1 pseudogene is annotated in these 21,780 nt (G+C 63.7%); it reads right to left on the bottom strand.

Annotated elements, in window-relative coordinates:
- Positions 1–128 precede the first annotated feature (128 nt).
- Positions 129–21,728 (bottom strand): annotated as a pseudogene (locus ACQP2D_RS08685) (SDR family NAD(P)-dependent oxidoreductase); the annotation flags it as partial.
- Positions 21,729–21,780: the final 52 nt, after the last annotated feature.

The following is a 21,780-nucleotide window of genomic DNA, read 5'->3' as shown; positions in this document are numbered from 1 at the left end:
CATATCGAGCGGCTTCTGACCTGTGGAGCTACGACCGGGTGAGCATGCGCTCACCCGGTCGTAGCCGTTCAGGAAGTCAGCAGTGGCGTGAACACTCCTTACGCACCTGAGTCGAGCCAACCCTCGATCGCTTCAGCGACATCCACTGAGCCGTCCTCCAGCATCGTGAAATGATCGGCCGGCACCGACACAACGGTTTGCGTCGAATCCCACGGATGCGCCTGCCAGTCCACCCGATCCGACGAACTCCCCAGGAATGACCGGGCACACTGGACGAACAACGTCGGCGTGACAATGGAGCCGGGCACCACCTCGTGGAGCAACTGCACGTACCGGCCCATACCGGTCAACCGGGCCCGGTCGAAGCGACCGAACACCGCTTCGTTCGACACCATGTGTTCTGCCATCTCCTGAAGCAGCCAATCGCCGTCATCGTGCACCCGGTAGGTGTCCAACATGACCAGGCCGGCAGGCACTGGGCGGCCGGTCGCTTCCAGGTACTCGGTGACGAGGTAGGCCAGCAGGCCGCCCGAGGAATAGCCGAGTAGCACGAACGGCTCTCCCTGCGCGGCCTCGAGGACGCAGCGCGCCATTCCTTCCCATGCCGTCGTAGGCGTCGCGGGCAGCGGCTCGCCCGCACCGAAGCCGATCAGCGGCAGCACCAGGACGTCGCGGGCAGTTCCCAGATGCGATGCGACCCGGGCGTACTGATGCGCGCCGCCGGTAGCCAGTGGCGGATTGAGGCAGATGATCCGGGGAAGGGTGGAGCCCTCGGCGAGTCGTGACGGCACCGGCAACCGGTCCAGTTCGTCAGCCGAGGAGAACTCGTCACGTAGTTCCGCCGCCGCCCTCAGCAAGGCAAAGCCCTTACGAGCCCGACCGTTCTCTACCGCGCCGCGGAACATCCCGTAGAGCGAGTCGTCTTCGCCGACTCGATCATTGCCCCTCTGTGAGCCTGTATCGAGTTCCTTCCGCAGGTATCGGGCCAGTGCCAGCGGCGTCTTGTGATCGAAGATCGCAGCGGTCGACAGCGTCAGCCCGGTGGAAGCATTGAGGGTGCTTCGCAACTCCATGGCAGCCAGTGAGTCGAACCCGGATTCGAGGAAGTCCCGCTCGGGGTCGAGAGCATCGGCGCTTTCATGCCCCAGCAGGCGGGCAGCGGTGTCGAGTATGTGCATCTGGAGCCACTGCACCTGTTCGGACTCCGACAGTTGCGTCAGATGCCTGCGAAGCGCCGCCACGTCCTGCGTTTTGCCGCTCTGCCGACGCCCGGGCTTCTTGGCCAAATCGCTGAGCAGCGAAGGCACCGAGTCCCGAGCACGCAGTACAGCTAGGTCGATCTCAACCGGTACGTGCACCGGACGCTCGGTGGCCAATGCCGCATCGAACAATTCGAGTGCTTCATCGGCGGCCAGCGGCGAAAACCCTTGGCGGCGCATACGCTGCCGGTCGGTCTCGCTGAGCCACTGCGAAAGTCCGGTTTCGATGTCCCACATGCCATAGGCGAGCGAAGTGGCCGGCAAGCCTTCGGCGTGCCGGTGACTCGCGAGCGCGTCGAGGAACACGTTGGCCGCTGCATAACCGCCCTGGCCTGCAGGCAGTATCGAACCTGCCACCGAGGAGATCATTACGAAGGCCGACAGCTCGGCTTCGCGGGTGAGCTCGTGCAAGTACCAAGCGGCGTCGGCCTTGGCGCCGAGGGAGTGGTCGATCTGCTCCGGCGTCAAGGTATCCACCAGGCCGTTGTAGGCAACGCCCGCCGCATGGACGACCGCACCCAACGGATGCTGCGCGGGTATCGAGGCAAGAAGGTCTCGCAACGCGTCACGATCTGTGACATCGCAGGCAGCTACGCGAACCTGGGCGCCGAGAGCGCTGAGTTCCTCGATGAGATCCCCGGCGGCGTCTGGTCCGCGGCGGCCGGCCAACAGCAGGTGCCGTACACCGTGCTCGCTCACCAAGTGCTCGGCGATGCGGCGACCGATCCCGCCGGTACCACCGGTAATCAATACCGTCCGTTCGGGATCCCAGCCTGTCCGCCGCTCCGCTTCGGGCGACTCGGCGCGAATGAGCCGCGGCACCCGCGTCCCATCCGCATGGACAGCCAGTTCCGGCTCGCCCGTCATCGCCGCGGCCACAAGACGATCCGTCATTGCCCCTTCGTGGGTCTCGACGAGCACGATCCGCCCCGGGTTCTCCGCCTGCGCCGCGCGCACCAGACCCCGGACCGCAGCCGGAGCCGGGTCGGACGTGCTGCCAGTGATCACAGCCAAAGTGCTTGCGGCGTACCGTCCTTCGCTCAGGAACTGCTGAACGGCGCCCAGCGTGCGGTGCAAAGCCGTGCGCAGCCGGACCGGCACGTCCACGCCGTCGACCGGAGGTCGGAAGAGGTAGACCGAGGCCGACTCCGCCGCGCCGAACTCGGCCCAGGCAACTCCCGCCGCGGATCGCAGCTCCGGACCGGGCCGCCACATGAGCTCGTACAGCGCGTCGTGCGCGGACCGGGTTGCGGCCGAGAGCACTGCGACGGACATCGGGCGCAATGCGAGGGACCGTACGGACAGCAATGGCGCGCCACCGGAATCGGCCATCGCCAGGGTGGCTTCGCCCTGATTCAGCCTGGTCAACCGAACCCGCACCCGCCGAGCGCCGTCGGCGTACAAACGCACCGAAGACCAGCTGAACGGCACGAGGGTCTGCCGCTCGGCAGGCTCGTCCGCGCTCTGCGGACGGCCGACGGTCAGTGCGTGCAGGGCGGCATCGAGCAGCGCCGGATGTACGCCATAGCCTCGAGTAGCGGTCTGCTCGGGCAGCGCAACCTCAGCGTAGAGCTCCTCGCCGCGGCGCCATAGGGCTACCAGACCTTGGAAGGCGGGCCCGTAATTGTACCCGTTGTCGGCGAGTTCATCGTAAGCGCCGTCCAATTCCACATTCGTGGCGCCTAACGGCGGCCACTGAACAAAGTCGGCCCAGTCTTGTGGCTCGTCGGTCTCCCTGCCCGAGCTCATTCTGCCTTGCGCATGGTGCGTCCAGGAGGCTGTCGGATCGTCCTCGTCCTTACGTGAGTAGATGTCCAGCCGCCGGCGACCGGTCTCATCGCTGTCACCGACGATCACTTGGATCTGTACTCCGCCATGCCCTTCGAACACCAGCGGCGCCCGAAGAGTGAGTTCCTCCAGTTCTGGGCAGTCGACCTGGTCTCCGGCGTGCATGGCCAGCTCGACGAATCCCGTGCCGGGCAGCAGCACCGTGCCGAGCACGTCATGATCAGCCAACCAGGGATGGGTGACCGTAGATAGGCGGCCGGTCAGTCGGACGCCCCCGCCCTCCGGCTGCGCCACCAATGCACCCAGCATGGGATGTTCGGTAGACCGCAGACCGAGCGCGGATGCCTCTCCTGTGTGCAGTGGCCCCGTGGCCCAGAAGCGGCGGTGCTGGAAGCTGTATGTCGGCAGAGCTACCTTCGTCGCGCCGGCGCCGGCGTAGTAGCTCGTCCAATCCACCGTCGCACCTGTGACGTGCAATCGGGCGAGGCCCGTCAGCACGGTCGCGGGGTCCGCGTTGTCTCGTCTGGTCAGAGCGATTGTGGTTGCGGTGTCAAGAGTTTGGGTGATCATCGGGGTCAACACCGCATCCGGCCCGACCTCAGCGAACCTCGACACACCCATCCCCGCCATCACGGCAACCGCATCCGCGAACCGCACCGTCTCACGGACCTGACCCACCCAATACGACGGATCCGACATCTCATCGACAACCTTCGCGCCGGTCACCGTCGACACCAACGCAATACTCGGACGAGCGAACACCAAACCCTCGATCACCGTGGCGAACTCGACCAGCATCGGCTCCATCAACGCCGAATGGAAAGCATGCGAAACACGCAACCGATGCGTGCGCCAACCAATCTCGGCACACCGATCAGCGACGGCCACGACATCGGATTCGACACCGGAGAGCACCACCGACGACGGACCATTCACCGCCGCAATCGACACCCGGCCCTCCACCAGCAGCGGCAACACATCCGCCTCCGACGCACCCACAGCCACCATCACCCCACCCGAAGGCAGAGCCTGCATCAACCGACCACGCGCAGCCACCAACACACACGCATCCACCAACGACAACACCCCAGCCACATGCGCAGCAGCCACCTCACCAATCGAATGACCAGCCACCACATCCGCGCGGACTCCCCACGACTCCAGCAGCCGAAACAACGCCACCTCGAACGCAAACAACCCCGCCTGCGCAAACACCGTCCGATCAACCAAATCCTCGGACGCCAACGCCACACTCAACGAAACCGACTGCCCCAGCAGCGGATCCAACTCAGCAACGATCCCGTCGAAAACCTCCGCGAACACCGGATACGTAGCACGCAACTCGGCAGCCATACCCGCCCACTGCGCACCCTGACCGGAAAACACCAACCCCGTCGAACCGGCCACCACACGACCGGACACCACACCAGGCACCCGCTCACCAGCAGCCAACGCCCGCACACCCGCCAACAGACCAACACGGCTGTCGGCCACGACAACAGAACGATGCTCGAAAACAGCACGCGTCGACGCCAACGAAAAACCGACATCCACCGCATCCACATCGTCGTGATCACCCACATGCGATGCCAGGCGGGCAGCCTGACCGGCAAGAGCCTCGCCACTACGCGCCGAAACCACCCACGGCAGCACTCCACCGGCCGGGACGGTCTTCACCACCGGCACCGGAGCCGGGTCCGCTAGCGGAGCCTGCTCGACGATGAGGTGAGCATTCGTGCCACTGATACCGAAGGACGACACACCAGCGCGACGCGGCCGCTCCGTGTCCGGCCACGGCACCGATTCGGTCAACAGCCGGATATGGCCTTCGCTCCAGTCGACCTTGGTGCTGGGTGCATCGACGTGCAGCGTCTTCGGCAATACGCCATGGCGCATCGCCATCACCATCTTGATCACACCACCCACACCCGCCGCAGCCTGAGCATGACCGATATTCGACTTCAACGACCCCAACCACAACGGACGATCCGGCTCACGGTCCTGGCCGTAAGTGGCCAACAACGCCTGCGCCTCGATCGGATCACCCAAAGTCGTCCCCGTGCCGTGGGCTTCGACCACATCCACATCACCCGCGGACACCCCGGCATTGGCCAACGCCTGACGAATCACCCGACGCTGGGACGGACCATTCGGCGCGGTCAAACCATTGGACGCACCATCCTGATTCACCGCCGAACCGGCAACCACCGCAAGAACTTCATGCCCATTGCGACGAGCATCGGACAAACGCTCCAACACCAGCACACCGGCACCCTCGGACCAACCCACCCCATCAGCCGCATCGGCGAACGACTTACACCGTCCATCCGGTGCCAATCCTCGCTGGCGGCTGAACTCGACAAACGTTTCCGGGGTGGCCATTACCGTCACACCACCGGCCAACGCCAGATCACACTCCCCCGACCGCAACGACTGCGCGGCCAGATGCATCGCGACCAGCGACGACGAGCACGCAGTATCCACCGATACCGCTGGGCCTTCCAATCCCAGCGTGTAGGCGATGCGGCCGGAGACCAAACTGCCGGCCGCGCTGTTCCCGGTTCCCTGGGCGTAGTCGTGGTACATCACACCGGCAAAGACACCGGTCGAGCTGCCACGCAGCACCGCCGGGTCGACACCGGCGCGCTCCAACGCCTCCCATGTCGTTTCCAATAGTTGCCGCTGCTGGGGATCCATCATCGTGGCCTCGTTGGGGCCGATCCCGAAGAAGTCCGGATCGAAGTCGGCAGCAGAGTGCAGGAACCCGCCTTCCCGGGTGTAGGACTTGCCCGCACGGCCAGGCTCCGGATCGTAGATGCCATTGATGTCCCAGCCTCGGTCGACCGGGAGCGTCGTTACCGCATCCCCGCCGATACGGACCAGTTCCCAGAGTTCCTCAGGGGAAGTGATCCCGCCGGGATAACGGCAGGCCATTCCGACCACGGCGATCGGATCGTCGTCGACAGCTCTGCTGGCAGTGACCTCGATGTCCCGGCTGGTGCCAACGAATTCGTCGTCCAGATACTTCGCCAGGGCCTGGGGCGTCGGGTAATCGAACACCAAAGTCGCGGGCAACTGCAGACCCGTGACGGCTTTGAGGGCGTTGCGGAACTCGATAGCAGTGATCGAATCGAAGCCCAGTTCGTTGAAGGCCCTATCCGCTGCGATCGCACTCGCGTTCTGGTGACCGAGGATGGTGGCGACCTGGCCACGGACGATCTCCACGAGCACGCCGAAGCGTTCACTGTCGGGAGTATTCGCCAAACGAGCACGGAGCGCCGTGAAGGCGCCCGAGGCCGCTTTGCGGCGCGCAGGGAGCAGACCGGCCAACAGTGCCGGCGCGGCGATTCCCGCGCTGCGAATGCTATCCAGATCGAGACGGGCGAGGATGGGCGCCGCCGCGTCGATCTCGGTAGCGGCGTCGAAGAGCGCGAGTCCTTGTTCCTCCGAGAGTGGCAGCACGCCCGAACGAGACATCCGCTGGCGGTCCACGTCGCTGAGTTCCCCGGCCATACCCCCGTCCCACAGACCCCAGGCCAAAGACTTACCGCAAAGGCCCGAAGCCCTGCGGTGCGCCGCCAGCGCATCCAGGCAGGCGTTGGCCGCGGCATAGTTACCCTGGCCGGCGTTTCCGAACGCACCGGCCACCGAACTGAACAACACGAACGCCTGCAACGGCAGCCCGGCGGTCAGTTCATGCAGATGCAGGGCAGCATCGACCTTGGGCCCCAACACCGTATCCATCCGATCCGCGGTCAGCGAACCGATAGCGCCATCATCGAGCACGCCAGCCATATGGAACACACCGGTCAGCGGGTGACCGGCAGGCACATTGGCCAGCACCTTGGCGAGCGCCCCACGATCGGCGACATCACAAGCGACGAACTCGGTCTCGGCACCGAGACGCTGCAACTGCTCCCGCAACTCGGTGGCGCCGGGAGCCGACTCACCGCGCCTGCTCAACAACACCAGGTGACGGACACCGCATGCGTCGACCAGGTGCCGGGCGAACAACCCACCGAGCAAACCACCCGCACCGGTGATCAGAACCGTGTCGTCCGGACCGAAAGAGGTAGTCGCCGAAGCGGTTTCGGCGGAAGCGGGCGCGGTGGAATCGATGCGGGCCAGCCGCGCGATGTGTACTTGCCCAGCACGCACGGCAACCTGTGGTTCGCCCGCAGCCAGAATCCCGCCCAGCAGCCCCTCGATTTCGCGATCGGTGTCGATCAACACGATCCGACCAGGACTTTCCGCCTGCGCCGAGCGAACCAGACCACACACGGCAGCACCGGCCAGGTTCGTAAGGTCTTCCCCGGCAACCGATACCGCACCACTGGTCCGGACCACCAGCACCGACTCGCTGAACCGATGATCGGCAATCCAGGTCTGCAGCACCTGCAGCACCTCATGGGTCGCGGCATGGACGGCGGTGGGATCGTTACCCGTCGGGCACTCCAGCACCACCGCTGCCGGGACCTCGTCACCGAGATCCGCCCATCGCACGGTGGTCACCTCAGCGTCGAGCACCGCGGTCGGTGTCCACCCGACCTGGAACAACGCATTGCCGACAGTGGACGCACCGGCCGTGAGCTGCCCGGGATCGATCGGCCGGGAAGCCAGATGCCGCACCGTCGCCACCGCGGCACCCGACGGATCCGCCAGATCCAGCGCTACCGCGTGCGCACCGACGCGAGTGAGCCGAACACGCAGTGCGCCTGCTCCGGTCGCGTGCACAGCGACGCCGGACCACTCGAACGGCAATGCGAGTCCAGTCCCGTCCGCAGGCATGTGGTCGGCCACGCGCAGCGCGTGCAGAGCGGCATCGAGCAGCGCCGGATGCAGACCGAAGCGTTCTGCCTCGGTTCGGGCCTGCTCAGGCAATTCGACCTCGGCATAGAACAGCCCGTCGGATCCGCGCCAGACCGACCGCAGCGCCTGGAACACCGGACCGTACTGGTAGCCCTGCACATCGAGTGAGTCGTACACACCATCGATATCGACAGTGGTGGCGCCCGCGGGCGGCCACTGCACCAGATCCACCGGCGCACTATCGAGTCCCGGGGCGAGCACGCCTTCGGCGTTCAGTCTCCACGACCCAGCCGGATCGACATCATCATCGGGGCAGGAGAAGATCCGCACCGCGCGACGCCCCGTCTCATCTGCGCTATCGACCACGATGCGCGCCGCAACGCCGCCGGTCTCCGACAGCACCAGCGGAGCCTGCAGGACCAACTCTTCCAACGTCGAGCAGCCGACCTGCTCCCCGGCGTGGAGGGCGAGTTCGACGAAGCCGGTACCGGGGAACAACACCGTGTCCATCACCATGTGATCGGCCAGCCACGGATGTGTCTGCACCGACAGGCGACCGGTCAGCGTTACCGCATCGGAGTCCGGTTGCGACACCACCGCAGAAACCAAAGGATGCCCGGTAGCCACCAGCCCCATCGCCCGAGCGCCAGCGCTGCCAGCCGCCCCCTCGGCCGTCCAATACCGCCGACGCTGAAAAGCGTAGGTGGGCAAGTCGATTCGTTGGGCTCCGGAGCCAGCGTAGAAACCGGCCCAGTCCACCTCGGCGCCCGAGACGAACAATCCGGCCACCCCACCCAACAAGGTAGAAGCATCAGCCCGATCTCGACGAACCAACGCGACCATCGTAGAAACCGTGCCTGCCTGCGCGTTATCGCCCGCCTGGCCGTCGTCGAGTGTCTGGGCGATCATCGGGGTCAACACCGCATCCGGCCCGACCTCAGCGAACCTCGACACACCCATCCCCGCCATCACGACAACCGCATCAGCGAACCGCACCGTGTCCCGGACCTGACCCACCCAATACGACGGATCCGACATCTCATCGACAACCTTCGCGCCGGTCACCGTCGACACCAACCCAATACTCGGACGAGCAAACACCAAACCCTTAATAGCCGTAGCGAACTCGACCAGCATCGGCTCCATCAACACCGAATGGAAAGCATGCGAAACCCGCAAACGCTTCGTCCGCCACCCACGCTCGACGCATACCTCGACAACAGCGGCGACGGCGCTCTCGACACCGGAGAGCACCACCGACGACGGACCATTCACCGCCGCAATCGACACCCGGCCCTCCACCAGCAGCGGCAACACGTCCGCCTCCGAGGCACCCACAGCCACCATCACCCCACCCGAAGGCAGAGCCTGCATCAACCGACCACGCGCCGCCACCAACACACACGCATCCACCAACGACAACACCCCAGCCACATGCGCAGCAGCCACCTCACCAATCGAATGACCAGCCACCACATCCGCGCGGACTCCCCACGACTCCAACAGCCGAAACAACGCCACCTCGAACGCAAACAACCCCGCCTGCGCAAACACCGTCCGATCAACCAAATCCTCGGACGCCAACGCCACACTCAACGAAACCGACTGCCCCAGCAGCGGATCCAACTCAGCAACGATCCCGTCGAAAACCTCCGCGAACACCGGATATACCGTGCGCAACTCGGTAGCCATACCCGCCCACTGCGCACCCTGACCGGAAAACACCACACCGGTTGAACCGGCCACCACACGACCGGACACCACACCAGCAATGGTTTCGCCACGACCCAACGCCTGTGTACCAGCCCGCAAACCATCACGCCGAGCCGACAACACCACGGCCCGATGCTCGAACAACACCCTAGAAGTCACCAGCGAAAAACCGATATCAATCGGATCCTGGCCATCGTCGATATGCGAAGCCAAGCGCCGGGCCTGCTCAGCAAGCGCCGCACCACTGCGCGCCGAAACCACCCACGGCAACACAGCCGGGGCGGTCTTGACCACCGGCCCGGGAGCCGGGTCCGCTATCGGGGCCTGTTCCACGATGAGGTGAGCATTGGTGCCGCTGAGGCCGAACGAGGACACCCCGGCCCGGCGCGGTCGACCGGTCACCGGCCACTCAACCGGCTCGGTCAGCAATCGGATATCGCCTTGGGTCCAATCGACTTTGGTGCTGGGTTGATCAACATGCAGCGTTTTGGGCAGCAACCCGTGCCGCATCGCCATCACCATTTTGATCACACCGCCAACACCCGCGGCGGCCTGGGAGTGACCGATGTTCGACTTCAACGACCCCAACCACAACGGACGACCAGCATCACGGTCCTGGCCGTAGGTGGCCAGCAGCGCTTGGGCTTCGATCGGGTCACCCAAAGTGGTGCCGGTGCCGTGGGCTTCGACCACATCCACATCACCCGCGGACACCCCGGCATTGGCCAGGGCTTGACGGATCACTCGACGCTGGGACGGACCATTCGGCGCGGTCAAACCATTGGACGCACCATCCTGATTCACTGCCGAACCAGCAATAACCGCCAACACCTCATGACCATTGCGCCGGGCATCGGAAAGCCGTTCCAACACCAGGACGCCGACACCTTCGGACCAACCCACGCCGTCGGCGGCGTCGGCGAAGGACTTGCACCGACCGTCCGGCGACAAACCGCGCTGCCGACTGAAGTCCAGGAACATGTCCGGGGTGGCCATCACTGCCACACCACCGGCCAACGCCAGATCACACTCCCCCGACCGCAGCGACTGCGCGGCCAGATGCATCGCGACCAGCGACGACGAACACGCTGTATCCACCGACAGCGCCGGGCCCTCCAGCCCCAACGTGTACGCAACCCGACCCGAGACCAAGCTCCCTCCAGCGCTATTGCCGCTATCGGTTCCCTGGGCGTAGTCGTGGTACATCACACCGGTGAACACCCCGGTTGGCGTGCCACGCAGCACCGCTGGATCAATGCCAGCGCGCTCCAACGCCTCCCATGAGGTCTCCAGCAGCAACCGCTGCTGCGGATCCATCATCGTCGCCTCATTGGGACTGATCCCGAAGAAGTCCGCATCGAAATCGGCTGCCGAATAAAGGAATCCACCATTGCGCGCGTACGTCTTACCGGCCTTACCCGGCTCAGGATCGTAGATACCGTCGACATCCCAGCCTCGGTCAACCGGCAACTCGCCGGTGGTATCGATCCCGCCAGCAACCAACCGCCACAGGTCCTCCGGCGAGGCAACCCCACCCGGATACCGACAACTCATCGCAACAATCGCGATCGGATCATCATCGACCCGAACCCGACCGACCACACCCTCATCAACAGCCACCGTGCCAGCGAGTTCCGAATCAATGAACTCGGCAACAACCTGCGGATTCGGATAATCGAAAATAAGCGTGGCCGGCAGTTTCAGACCAGTCGCGGCATTGAGCCTGTTGCGGAACTCGACAGCACCGAGAGAATCGAACCCCAACTGCTGGAAAGCCCGCTGCGGCTCAACAGCATCCATAGAAGCATGCCCGAGAACCCCAGCGGCTACCGATCGAACCAACTCCAGCAGAGCAATGTGACGATCGACATCCGACAAACCAGCCACCTTGTGGGCGAATGCGTGATCCACCCCCGGAGTTCGCGTCCGGCGACGCACCGGGATCGGTGCAATCGCACGGAGCAACGCCGGAACCTGCTCGCCCCGGGTTCGCAGCACAGCCGGATCGACCCGTAGCGCCACCAGCTGAGCGGTGTCGGTCGCTATCGCCGAATCGAACAGCGCCAGACCCTCGGCCTCGGTCAGGGGTGGCAATCCCTGCCGACGTATCCGCTCCACATCAACTTCGGACAGCATGGACCCGAGACCGGTAGCTGTCGCCCACAACCCGTAATCCACAGATGTCGCAGGCAATCCCACACTGTGCCGATACGCCGCTAAAGCATCCAGAAAGACATTCGCCGCAGCATAATTCGCCTGACCAGCCGCCAGAACAAGCCCACCGGCAGAGGACACCAGCACGAACAACGACAGCGAATGATCACGAGTGAGCTCGTGAAGATGCCAACCAGCGTCGACCTTCGGTCGGAACACCTGCACGATCTGGTCAGCGGTGATCGACTCGATCAGACCGTTATCACCAGTCCCCGCAGCATGAACCACCCCAATGAGGGGAGCCTCGTCCGGGATGCTGTCGATCAATGCAGCCAATGCGTCCCGGTCGGACACATCACACGCGGTGACAGTCACCTGCGCACCGAGCTCGACCAGCTCATCACGCAACTCCACAGCGCCAGGAGCATCCAGACCACGCCGAGACGTCAAAAGCAGGTGGCCCACACCATATTCGGTCACAAGATGCCGAGCGATCAACGCACCCAGACCACCCGTACCACCAGTAACCAGCACGGTGCCGGGCTCGGACAGCCGAACAACCTCGCCAGCTGCGTGACGACTCAACCGTGGAACCAGCAGAGCCGCATCGCGTAAGGCAACCTCCGGCTCGGCCACGGCGACAGCTGATGCGGTCGCCACAGATATGGGGTCGTGGTCGTGATCCAGGTCGAGAAGTTGGAGCCGACCCGGATGCTCAGCCTGCGCCGCACGCAACAAACCCCACACCGGCGCCTGAGCCAAGTTCACATGCTCGGAAACATCAACAGACACAGCATGTTCGGTCACCACAACCAAACGAGAGTCAGCAAAGCGAGCATCGCTCAACCACAGTTGCACAGTGTCGAGCACACCGGTGACAACATTTCTTGCCGCCTCCGGCGGCGCACCCACACCATCCGGGCACGCCAACAACACGACCTCAGGAACAACCGAACCCTCGGCCGCATCCAGATCAGAGATCAACGCCGCGAGATCACGATAATGCGGCACATCACCGGAATCCTGACCAGCACCCAACACCGCAACACGTTCCGGCTCAATATCAACCGACGATTGCTGAACAGCGACCCAATCCACACCGAACAGCGAATCCGACACCGGGTTCGCGTTCAGACGCTCGGCCGACACCGATCGAGAAACCAGAGCAGCCACCGACAACACCGGTTCACCCTGCTCATCAGCTATCTGAACCCCAAAAGCGTCGCCTACCAGCGAAATCCGGACCCGCACCACGGCGGCACCGACCGAGTGCAGGGCGACCCTGCTCCACGAAAACGGCAACGCCGGGGAATCTCCAATACCGCCACTGCGGAAACCTTGAACTATCCGCACATGCAAAGCCGCATCGAACAACGCCGGGTGGATCCCGAAACCTTCAGCTGTTCCCGGGTCGGGCAAAGCGACCTCGGCGAACAACTCATCCCCACGCTGCCATGCCGCCCGCAAGCCCTGGAAGAAGGGCCCGTACCCATACCCGACATCGAGCAACTCGTCATAGACACCATCGACATCGACAGCAGTGGCGCCAACTGGAGGCCACGAATCCAGATCGAAATCAGCCTCCGTCTCACCCGAAGCGAGAACACCCTCGGCGTGCAACGTCCACGATGGTCTCGTATCGAAATCTCCGTCCGGGCAGGAGAAGACCCGCACTGGCCGATGACCCGTCTCGTCCTGGTCACCGACTACCACGCGTACCGCAACCCCACCGGTCTCCGACAACACCAGCGGAGCTTGCAGAACCAACTCCTCCAGCGTCGAGCAGCCGACCCGTTCCCCGGCATGCAGGGCAAGCTCGACAAAGCCGGTACCGGGGAATAACACCGTGTCCATCACCATGTGATCGGCCAGCCACGGATGCGTCTGCACCGACAGGCGACCGGTCAGCGTTACCGCATCGGAGTCCGGTTGCGACACCACCGCAGAAACCAAAGGATGCCCGGTAGCCACCAGGCCTATCGCCCGAACATCACCACCACCAGCAGTAGATCCCAACCAATAGCGCCGACGCTGGAAGGCGTAGGTGGGCAAATCAATTCGTTCGGCCCCCGTACCGGAGTACAGGCCAGCCCAATCCACCTCGGTGCCCGAGACGAACAATCCGGCCACCCCACCCAACAAGGTAGAAGCATCAGCCCGATCCCGACGAGCCAACGCCACCACCGTTGGCACCGAGACCGTAGGTACTGGTGTCGCCCCATCCTCGAGTGTCTGGGTGATCATCGGGGTCAACACCGCATCCGGCCCGACCTCAGCGAACCTCGACACACCCATCCCCGCCATCACGGCAACCGCATCCGCGAACCGCACCGTCTCACGGACCTGACCCACCCAATACGACGGATCCGACATCTCATCGACAACCTTCGCGCCGGTCACCGTCGACACCAACGCAATACTCGGACGAGCAAACACCAAACCCTCGATCACCGTGGCGAACTCGACCAGCATCGGCTCCATCAACGCCGAATGGAAAGCATGCGAAACACGCAACCGATGCGTGCGCCAACCAATCTCGGCACACCGATCAGCGACGGCCACGACATCGGATTCGACACCGGAGAGCACCACCGACGACGGACCATTCACCGCCGCAATCGACACCCGGCCCTCCACCAGCAGCGGCAACACATCCGCCTCCGACGCACCCACAGCCACCATCACCCCACCCGAAGGCAGAGCCTGCATCAACCGACCACGCGCAGCCACCAACACACACGCATCCACCAACGACAACACCCCAGCCACATGCGCAGCAGCCACCTCACCAATCGAATGACCAGCCACCACATCCGCGCGGACTCCCCACGACTCCAACAGCCGAAACAACGCCACCTCGAACGCAAACAACCCCGCCTGCGCAAACACCGTCCGATCAACCAAATCCTCGGACGCCAACGCCACACTCAACGAAACCGACTGCCCCAGCAGCGGATCCAGTTCGTCAATGATCCCGTCGAAAACCTCGGCGAATACCGGATATACCGCGCGCAACTCGGTAGCCATACCCGCCCACTGCGCACCCTGACCGGAAAACACCAACCCCGTCGAACCCGACACCACACGACCGGACACCACACCAGGAATGGTTTCGCCCTGCCCCAGCGCCCGAACTCCCGCCAGCAGACCATCACGCCCCTCGGCCATGACAACGGCCCGATGCTCGAAAACGGCACGCGTCGACGCCAGCGAGAAACCCACATCCACCGGATCCAGGTCATGATCACCCAGATGAGACGCCAAGCGGACAGCCTGACCCGCAAGAGCCTCACCACCACGCGCCGTAACCACCCACGGCAGCAACCCACCAGCCGAGGCAGTATGCGCTCCCGGCAGCGGAGCCTGATCCACCACCGGCTCGGTCACCGGAGCCTGCTCGACGATGAGGTGAGCATTCGTGCCGCTGATACCGAACGAGGACACCCCGGCACGACGCGGTCGACCGGTCACCGGCCACTCAACCGGCTCGGTCAGCAATCGGATATCGCCTTGGGTCCAATCGACCTTGGTACTCGGTTGATCAACATGCAGTGTTCGAGGCAACACGCCATGACGCATCGCCATCACCATCTTGATCACACCACCCACGCCGGCCGCGGCCTGAGCATGACCGATGTTGGACTTCAACGACCCCAACCACACAGGACGGTCCGGATCGCGGTCCTGGCCGTAGGTGTCCAGTAGCGCTTGGGCCTCGATCGGATCACCCAAAGTCGTACCGGTGCCGTGGGCTTCGACCACATCCACCTCACCCGCGGACACCCCGGCATTGGCCAACGCCTGACGGATGACCCGACGCTGGGACGGACCATTCGGGGCGGTCAAACCATTGGACGCACCATCCTGATTCACTGCCGAACCGGCAATCACCGCAAGAACCTGATGGCCGTTGCGCCGAGCATCGGACAAACGCTCCAGCACTAGGACGCCCACGCCCTCGGACCACCCGACACCGTCGGCGGCGTCGGCGAAGGACCTACACCGACCATCCGGCGACAAACCCCGCTGCCGACTGAACTCCAGGAACATTTCCGGGGTGGCCATCACCGCCACACCACCGGCCAACGCCAGATCACACTCCCCCGACCGCAGCGATCCCGCAGCCAGATGCATCGCGACCAGCGATGACGAACACGCCGTATCCACCGACACCGCCGGGCCTTCCAACCCCAGGGTGTACGCCACCCGACCCGACACCAGGCTCCCACCAGCGCTATTGCCGCTGTCGTTGCCCTGCGCGTAGTCGTGGTACATCACACCGGTGAACACCCCGGTCGAACTACCCCGCAATACCGCCGGATCAATACCAGCGCGCTCCAACGCCTCCCATGACGTCTCCAGCAGCAACCGCTGCTGCGGATCCATCATCGTCGCCTCATTGGGACTGATACCGAAGAAGTCCGCATCGAAATCAGCCGCCGAATACAAGAACCCACCACGCCGGGTATATGTCTTACCCGCCTTACCCGGCTCAGGATCGTAGATACCGTCGACATCCCAGCCACGATCCACCGGCAACTCGCCGGTGGTATCGATCCCCTCTACGACCAACCGCCACAGGTCCTCCGGCGAGGCCACCCCACCCGGATACCGACAACTCATCGCAACAATCGCGATCGGATCGTCGCCGACAACTCTGCTGGCAGTGATCTCGATGTCCTGGCTGATGCCGGTGAGTTGGGAATCGATGAACTCAGCGACGATCTGCGGGTTGGGCTGATCGAAAACGAGAGTGGCCGGCAATTGCAGACCGGTCGCGGCATTGAGCTTGTTGCGGAACTCGATAGCACTCAAGGAGTCGAAACCGAGCTGCTGGAAAGCCTGCTGGGGTTCCACAGCATCGACAGAAGCGTGACCGAGGACCTCGGCAGCCACCGATCGGACAATGTCGAGCAGGGTGCTCTTGCGGTCGGCATCGGACAGACCGGCCAGCTTGTGGCCAAATGACCGACCTGCTGGGCTTCGATTGTTGCGGCGCACAGTGATCGGCGCGATCGCGCGGACAAGGGCGGGAATCTGCTCGCCCCGGTCTCGCAGCACAGCCGGGTCGACCCGTAGCGCCACCAACTGGGCGGTGTCGGTGGCTATCGCCGAATCGAACAGCGCCAGACCGTCGGCCTCGGTCAGCGGGGGGAAGCCCTGCCTGCGCATCCGGTCGAAGTCGTCCTCGGACAGCTCGGTGCCGAGCCCACTCGACCGCGCCCACAGGCCGTAATCGAGAGAGGTCGCCGGCAGTCCCAGGCTGTGACGATGCGCGGCGAGGGCATCGAGGAAAACGTTCGCGGCAGCATAATTCGCCTGACCAGCCGCTAGAACGAGCCCACCGGCAGAGGACACCAGCACGAACAACGACAGCGAATGATCACGAGTGAGCTCGTGAAGGTGCCACGCCGCATCGAGTTTGGGCCGGAAGACATAGTCGACCCGGTCCGGTGTGATCGACTCGATCACACCGTGGTCGGCGGTTCCGGCGGCGTGCACGACACCCACCAGTGGATGCTGTGCCGGGATGGTGTCCAGCAGTGCCGCCAGTGCGTCCCGATCGGACACATCACACGCGGTGACAGTCACCCGCGCACCCAACTCGACCAACTCATCACGCAACTCCACAGCGCCAGGAGCATCCAGACCACGCCGAGACGTCAAAAACAGATGACCCACACCATGTTCGGTCACAAGATGGCGAGCGATCACCGCACCCAAACCACCCGTACCACCGGTCACCAACACAGTGCCCGAAAGCATCGGTCGAACAACCACACCAGGCGCATGACGACCCAACCGCGGAACCAACACAGCCGCACCACGTTGCGCGGCTTCCGGCTCCGCCGCAACACCCACTGCCAGCGCCGCAACAGCGACCGGATCCTGACCCAAGCCGTCCTGATCCACATCGAGAAGCTGGAACCGACCCGGATGCTCAGCCTGCGCCGCACGCAACAAACCCCACACCGGCGCCTGACCCAGATCCACATGATCGGAAACATCAACAGACACAGCATGTTCGGTCACCACAACCAAACGAGAGTCAACAAAACGAGCATCGCTCAACCACAGCCGCACAGCATCGAGCACACCGGTGACAACATGCCGTGCCGCCTCCGGCGGCGCACCCACACCATCCGGGCACCCCAACAACACGACCTCAGGAACAACCGAACCCTCGACCGCATCCAGATCAGAAATCAACGCCCCGAGATCACGAAAACACCGCACATCACCGGAATCCTGACCAGCACCCAACACCACAACACGACCCGGCTCAACAACCACCGATGACCGCCGAACAGAAACCCAATCCACACCGAACAACGACTCCGACACCGGATTCGCGTTCAGACGCTCGGCCGACACCGATCGAGAAACCAGAGCAGCCACCGACAACACCGGTTCACCCTGCTCATCAGCTATCTGAACCCCGAACTTGTCGCCGTCAACCACGATCCGGACCCGCACCACGGCGGCACCGACCGAATGCAAAGCGACCCTGTTCCAGGTAAACGGCAACGCCGGGGAATCTCCACCTCCGCTGCGAAGACCATGAACTATCCGGACATGCAAAGCCGCATCGAACAACGCCGGGTGGATCCCGAAACCTTCGGCATCCCCCGAGTCGGGTAAAGCGACCTCGGCGAACAACTCATCCCCACGCTGCCATGCCGCCCGCAAGCCCTGAAAGAAGGGACCATAACCGTACCCGAGATCGAGCAACTCGTCATAGACACCGTCAATGTCCAACGGCCGCGCACCAACCGGAGGCCATGGAACCAAATCGAAATCAGCCACCACCCCATCCGAAGCAAGAACACCTTCGGCGTGGATCACCCACGGACGCTCCGGCGCCTGGCGAGAATGGACACTCAGTCGTCGACGACCAGTATCGTCGGCGGCAGCCACCACTACCTGCACCGACACACTGCCCTCGGCCGGAAGTGTCAACGGGGTGTGCAGCACGAGCTCTTCCACCACATCGCAGCCCATCAGACCGCCGACATAGCTGGCCAGCTCGACAAATCCGGTGCCCGGCAGCAACACGACCCCGAATACACTGTGGTCTGCCAACCATTCCACGGAGTCCATCGACCAACGGCCGGTGAAGCTCACTCCACCCGATTCGGGGTGCGGCACTACAGCACCGAGCAGAGGATGCTCCACGGCATCGAGGCCGACAGAAGTGACCCCTCCCAACTCGGCTCCCAGCCATGACTGGGCCAAGACCTGCCTGGCATCGAGCCAGAAGCGTTCGTGTTGGAAGGCGTAGGTGGGCAAATCAATTCGCTTGGCTCCCGTACCGGAGTACAGACCTGCCCAGTCCACATCGGCACCAGAGACGAACAACCCGGCCAGCCCGCCCAAAACGGCCGACACATCCGCCTGACCCCGGCGCGCCAAAGCCACCACAACAGGAGCCACGACCGCAGCCCCCGCACTCACCTGCCCGTCGTCGAGTGTCTGGGTGATCATCGGGGTCAGCACGGCATCCGGCCCGACCTCAGCGAACCTCGACACACCCATCCCCGCCATCACGGCAACCGCATCAGCGAACCGCACCGTCTCACGGACCTGACCCACCCAATACGACGGATCCGACATCTCATCGACAACCTTCGCGCCGGTCACCGTCGACACCAACGCAATACTCGGACGAGCAAACGCCAAACCCTCGATCACCGTGGCGAACTCGACCAGCATCGGCTCCATCAACGCCGAATGGAAAGCATGCGAAACCCGCAACCTGTGTGTACGCCAACCACGCTCGACGCACGCCTCGACCACAACCGAAACCGCATCCTCCACACCGGAAAGCACCACCGCTGCCGGACCATTCACCGCCGCAATCGACACCCCACCGTCCAGCAGCAGCGGCAACACATCCGCCTCCGACGCACCCACAGCCACCATCACCCCACCCGAAGGCAGAGCCTGCATCAACCGACCACGCGCCGCCACCAACACACACGCATCCACCAACGACAACACCCCAGCCACATGCGCAGCAGCCACCTCACCAATCGAATGACCAGCCACCACATCCGCGCGGACTCCCCACGATTCCAGCAGCCGGAACAACGCCACCTCGAACGCGAACAACCCCGCCTGCGCAAACACCGTCCGATCAACCAGATCCTCGGACGCCAACGCCACACTCAACGAAACCGACTGCCCCAGCAGCGGATCCAACTCAGCAACGATCCCGTCGAAAACCTCCGCGAACACCGGATACGCCCCACGCAACTCGGCAGCCATACCCGCCCACTGCGCACCCTGACCGGAAAACACCAACCCCGTCGAACCCGACACCACACGACCGGACACCACACCAGGCACCTGCTCACCAGCAGCCAACGCCCGCACACCCGCCAACAGACCAACACGGCTGTCAGCCACGACAACAGCACGATGCTCGAAAACAGCACGCGTCGACGCCAACGAAAAACCGATATCGACCGAATCCGTCTCACCCACAGGCAATTCCGGGTTGCCGATATGTCCTGCCAAACGAGTAGCTTGACTGGCAAGGGCCTCACCATTTCGCGCCGAAACCACCCACGGCAGCAAGCCAGCAGCCGGAGCTGTCTTCACCGCCGGGTCCACCACCGGCTCGGTCACCGGGGCCTGCTCCACGATGACATGAGCATTCGTGCCACTGATACCGAACGACGACACACCAGCACGACGCGGCCGACCTGTCACCGGCCACGACTGCGACTCGGTCAACAACTCGATACTGCCCTGGGACCAATCAACTTTCGTACTCGGCTGATCGACATGCAGCGTCTTCGGTATGACCCCGTGTCGCATGGCCATCACCATCTTGATCACACCACCCACACCAGCAGCAGCCTGAGCGTGACCGATGTTGGACTTCAACGACCCCAACCACAGCGGACGATCACGATCCCGCCCATACGTCGCCAACAACGCCTGCGCCTCGATCGGATCACCCAAAGACGTCCCCGTGCCATGGGCTTCGACCACATCCACCTCACCCGCGGACACCCCGGCATTGGCCAACGCCTGACGGATCACCCGACGCTGGGACGGACCATTCGGCGCGGTCAAACCATTGGACGCACCATCCTGATTCACCGCCGAACCAGCAATCACCGCAAGAACCTGATGGCCGTTGCGCCGAGCATCGGACAAACGCTCCAGCACCAGGACACCCACGCCCTCGGACCACCCGACACCATCAGCCGCGTCGGCAAAGGACCGACACCGACCATCCGGGGACAAACCCCGCTGACGACTGAACTCGACAAACGTTTCCGGGGTGGCCATTACCGTCACACCACCGGCCAACGCCAGATCACACTCCCCCGACCGCAACGATCCCGCAGCCAGATGCATCGCGACCAGCGACGACGAGCACGCCGTATCCACCGTGACCGACGGCCCCTCGAAACCAAAAACATACGACACCCGACCGGATGCAATAGCTCCCGAATTCGCGTTGGCCGGATAGTCGTGATACATCATGCCGGTAAACACACCGGTCGAACTGCCCCGCAACGAACCCGTGTCGACACCGGACCGCTCCAACGCCTCCCACGAGGTCTCCAACAGCAAAAACTGCTGCGGATCCATAATCGCAGCCTCATTGGGACTGATACCGAAGAAAGCAGGATCGAATTCGCCAGCCGAATGCAGGAAACCACCCTCACGGGTGTAAGTGCTGCCCGGCGTTTCACCGGTCCGATCGTAAAGGCGCTCTACATCCCAACCTCGATTTACCGGAAACTCCGACGTTGCATCGGTGCCCTCGGCAACCAACCGCCACAGGTCCTCCGGCGAGCCCACCCCACCCGGATACCGACACGCCATACCGACAATCGCAATCGGCTCACGAAGGGCCGCATCGAGCTTGCGGTTTCGAGCACGCAATCGCTCGGTCTCTTTGAGTGAGACACGCAACGCCTGCGCTAGCTTCTGAGTATTGTCGTCGGGCTTCGTCATTGTTGTTCTAGCTCTTCCTACGGTCACCGTGACCAGCCGGTGAAGTTTCGTCTATGAGGCCAAAATTCGATGCATTACG

Source organism: Nocardia sp. CA-119907 (assembly GCF_050955995.1).
Lineage (GTDB): Bacteria > Actinomycetota > Actinomycetes > Mycobacteriales > Mycobacteriaceae > Nocardia.
This window is presented reverse-complemented; position numbering and strand designations above follow the sequence as displayed.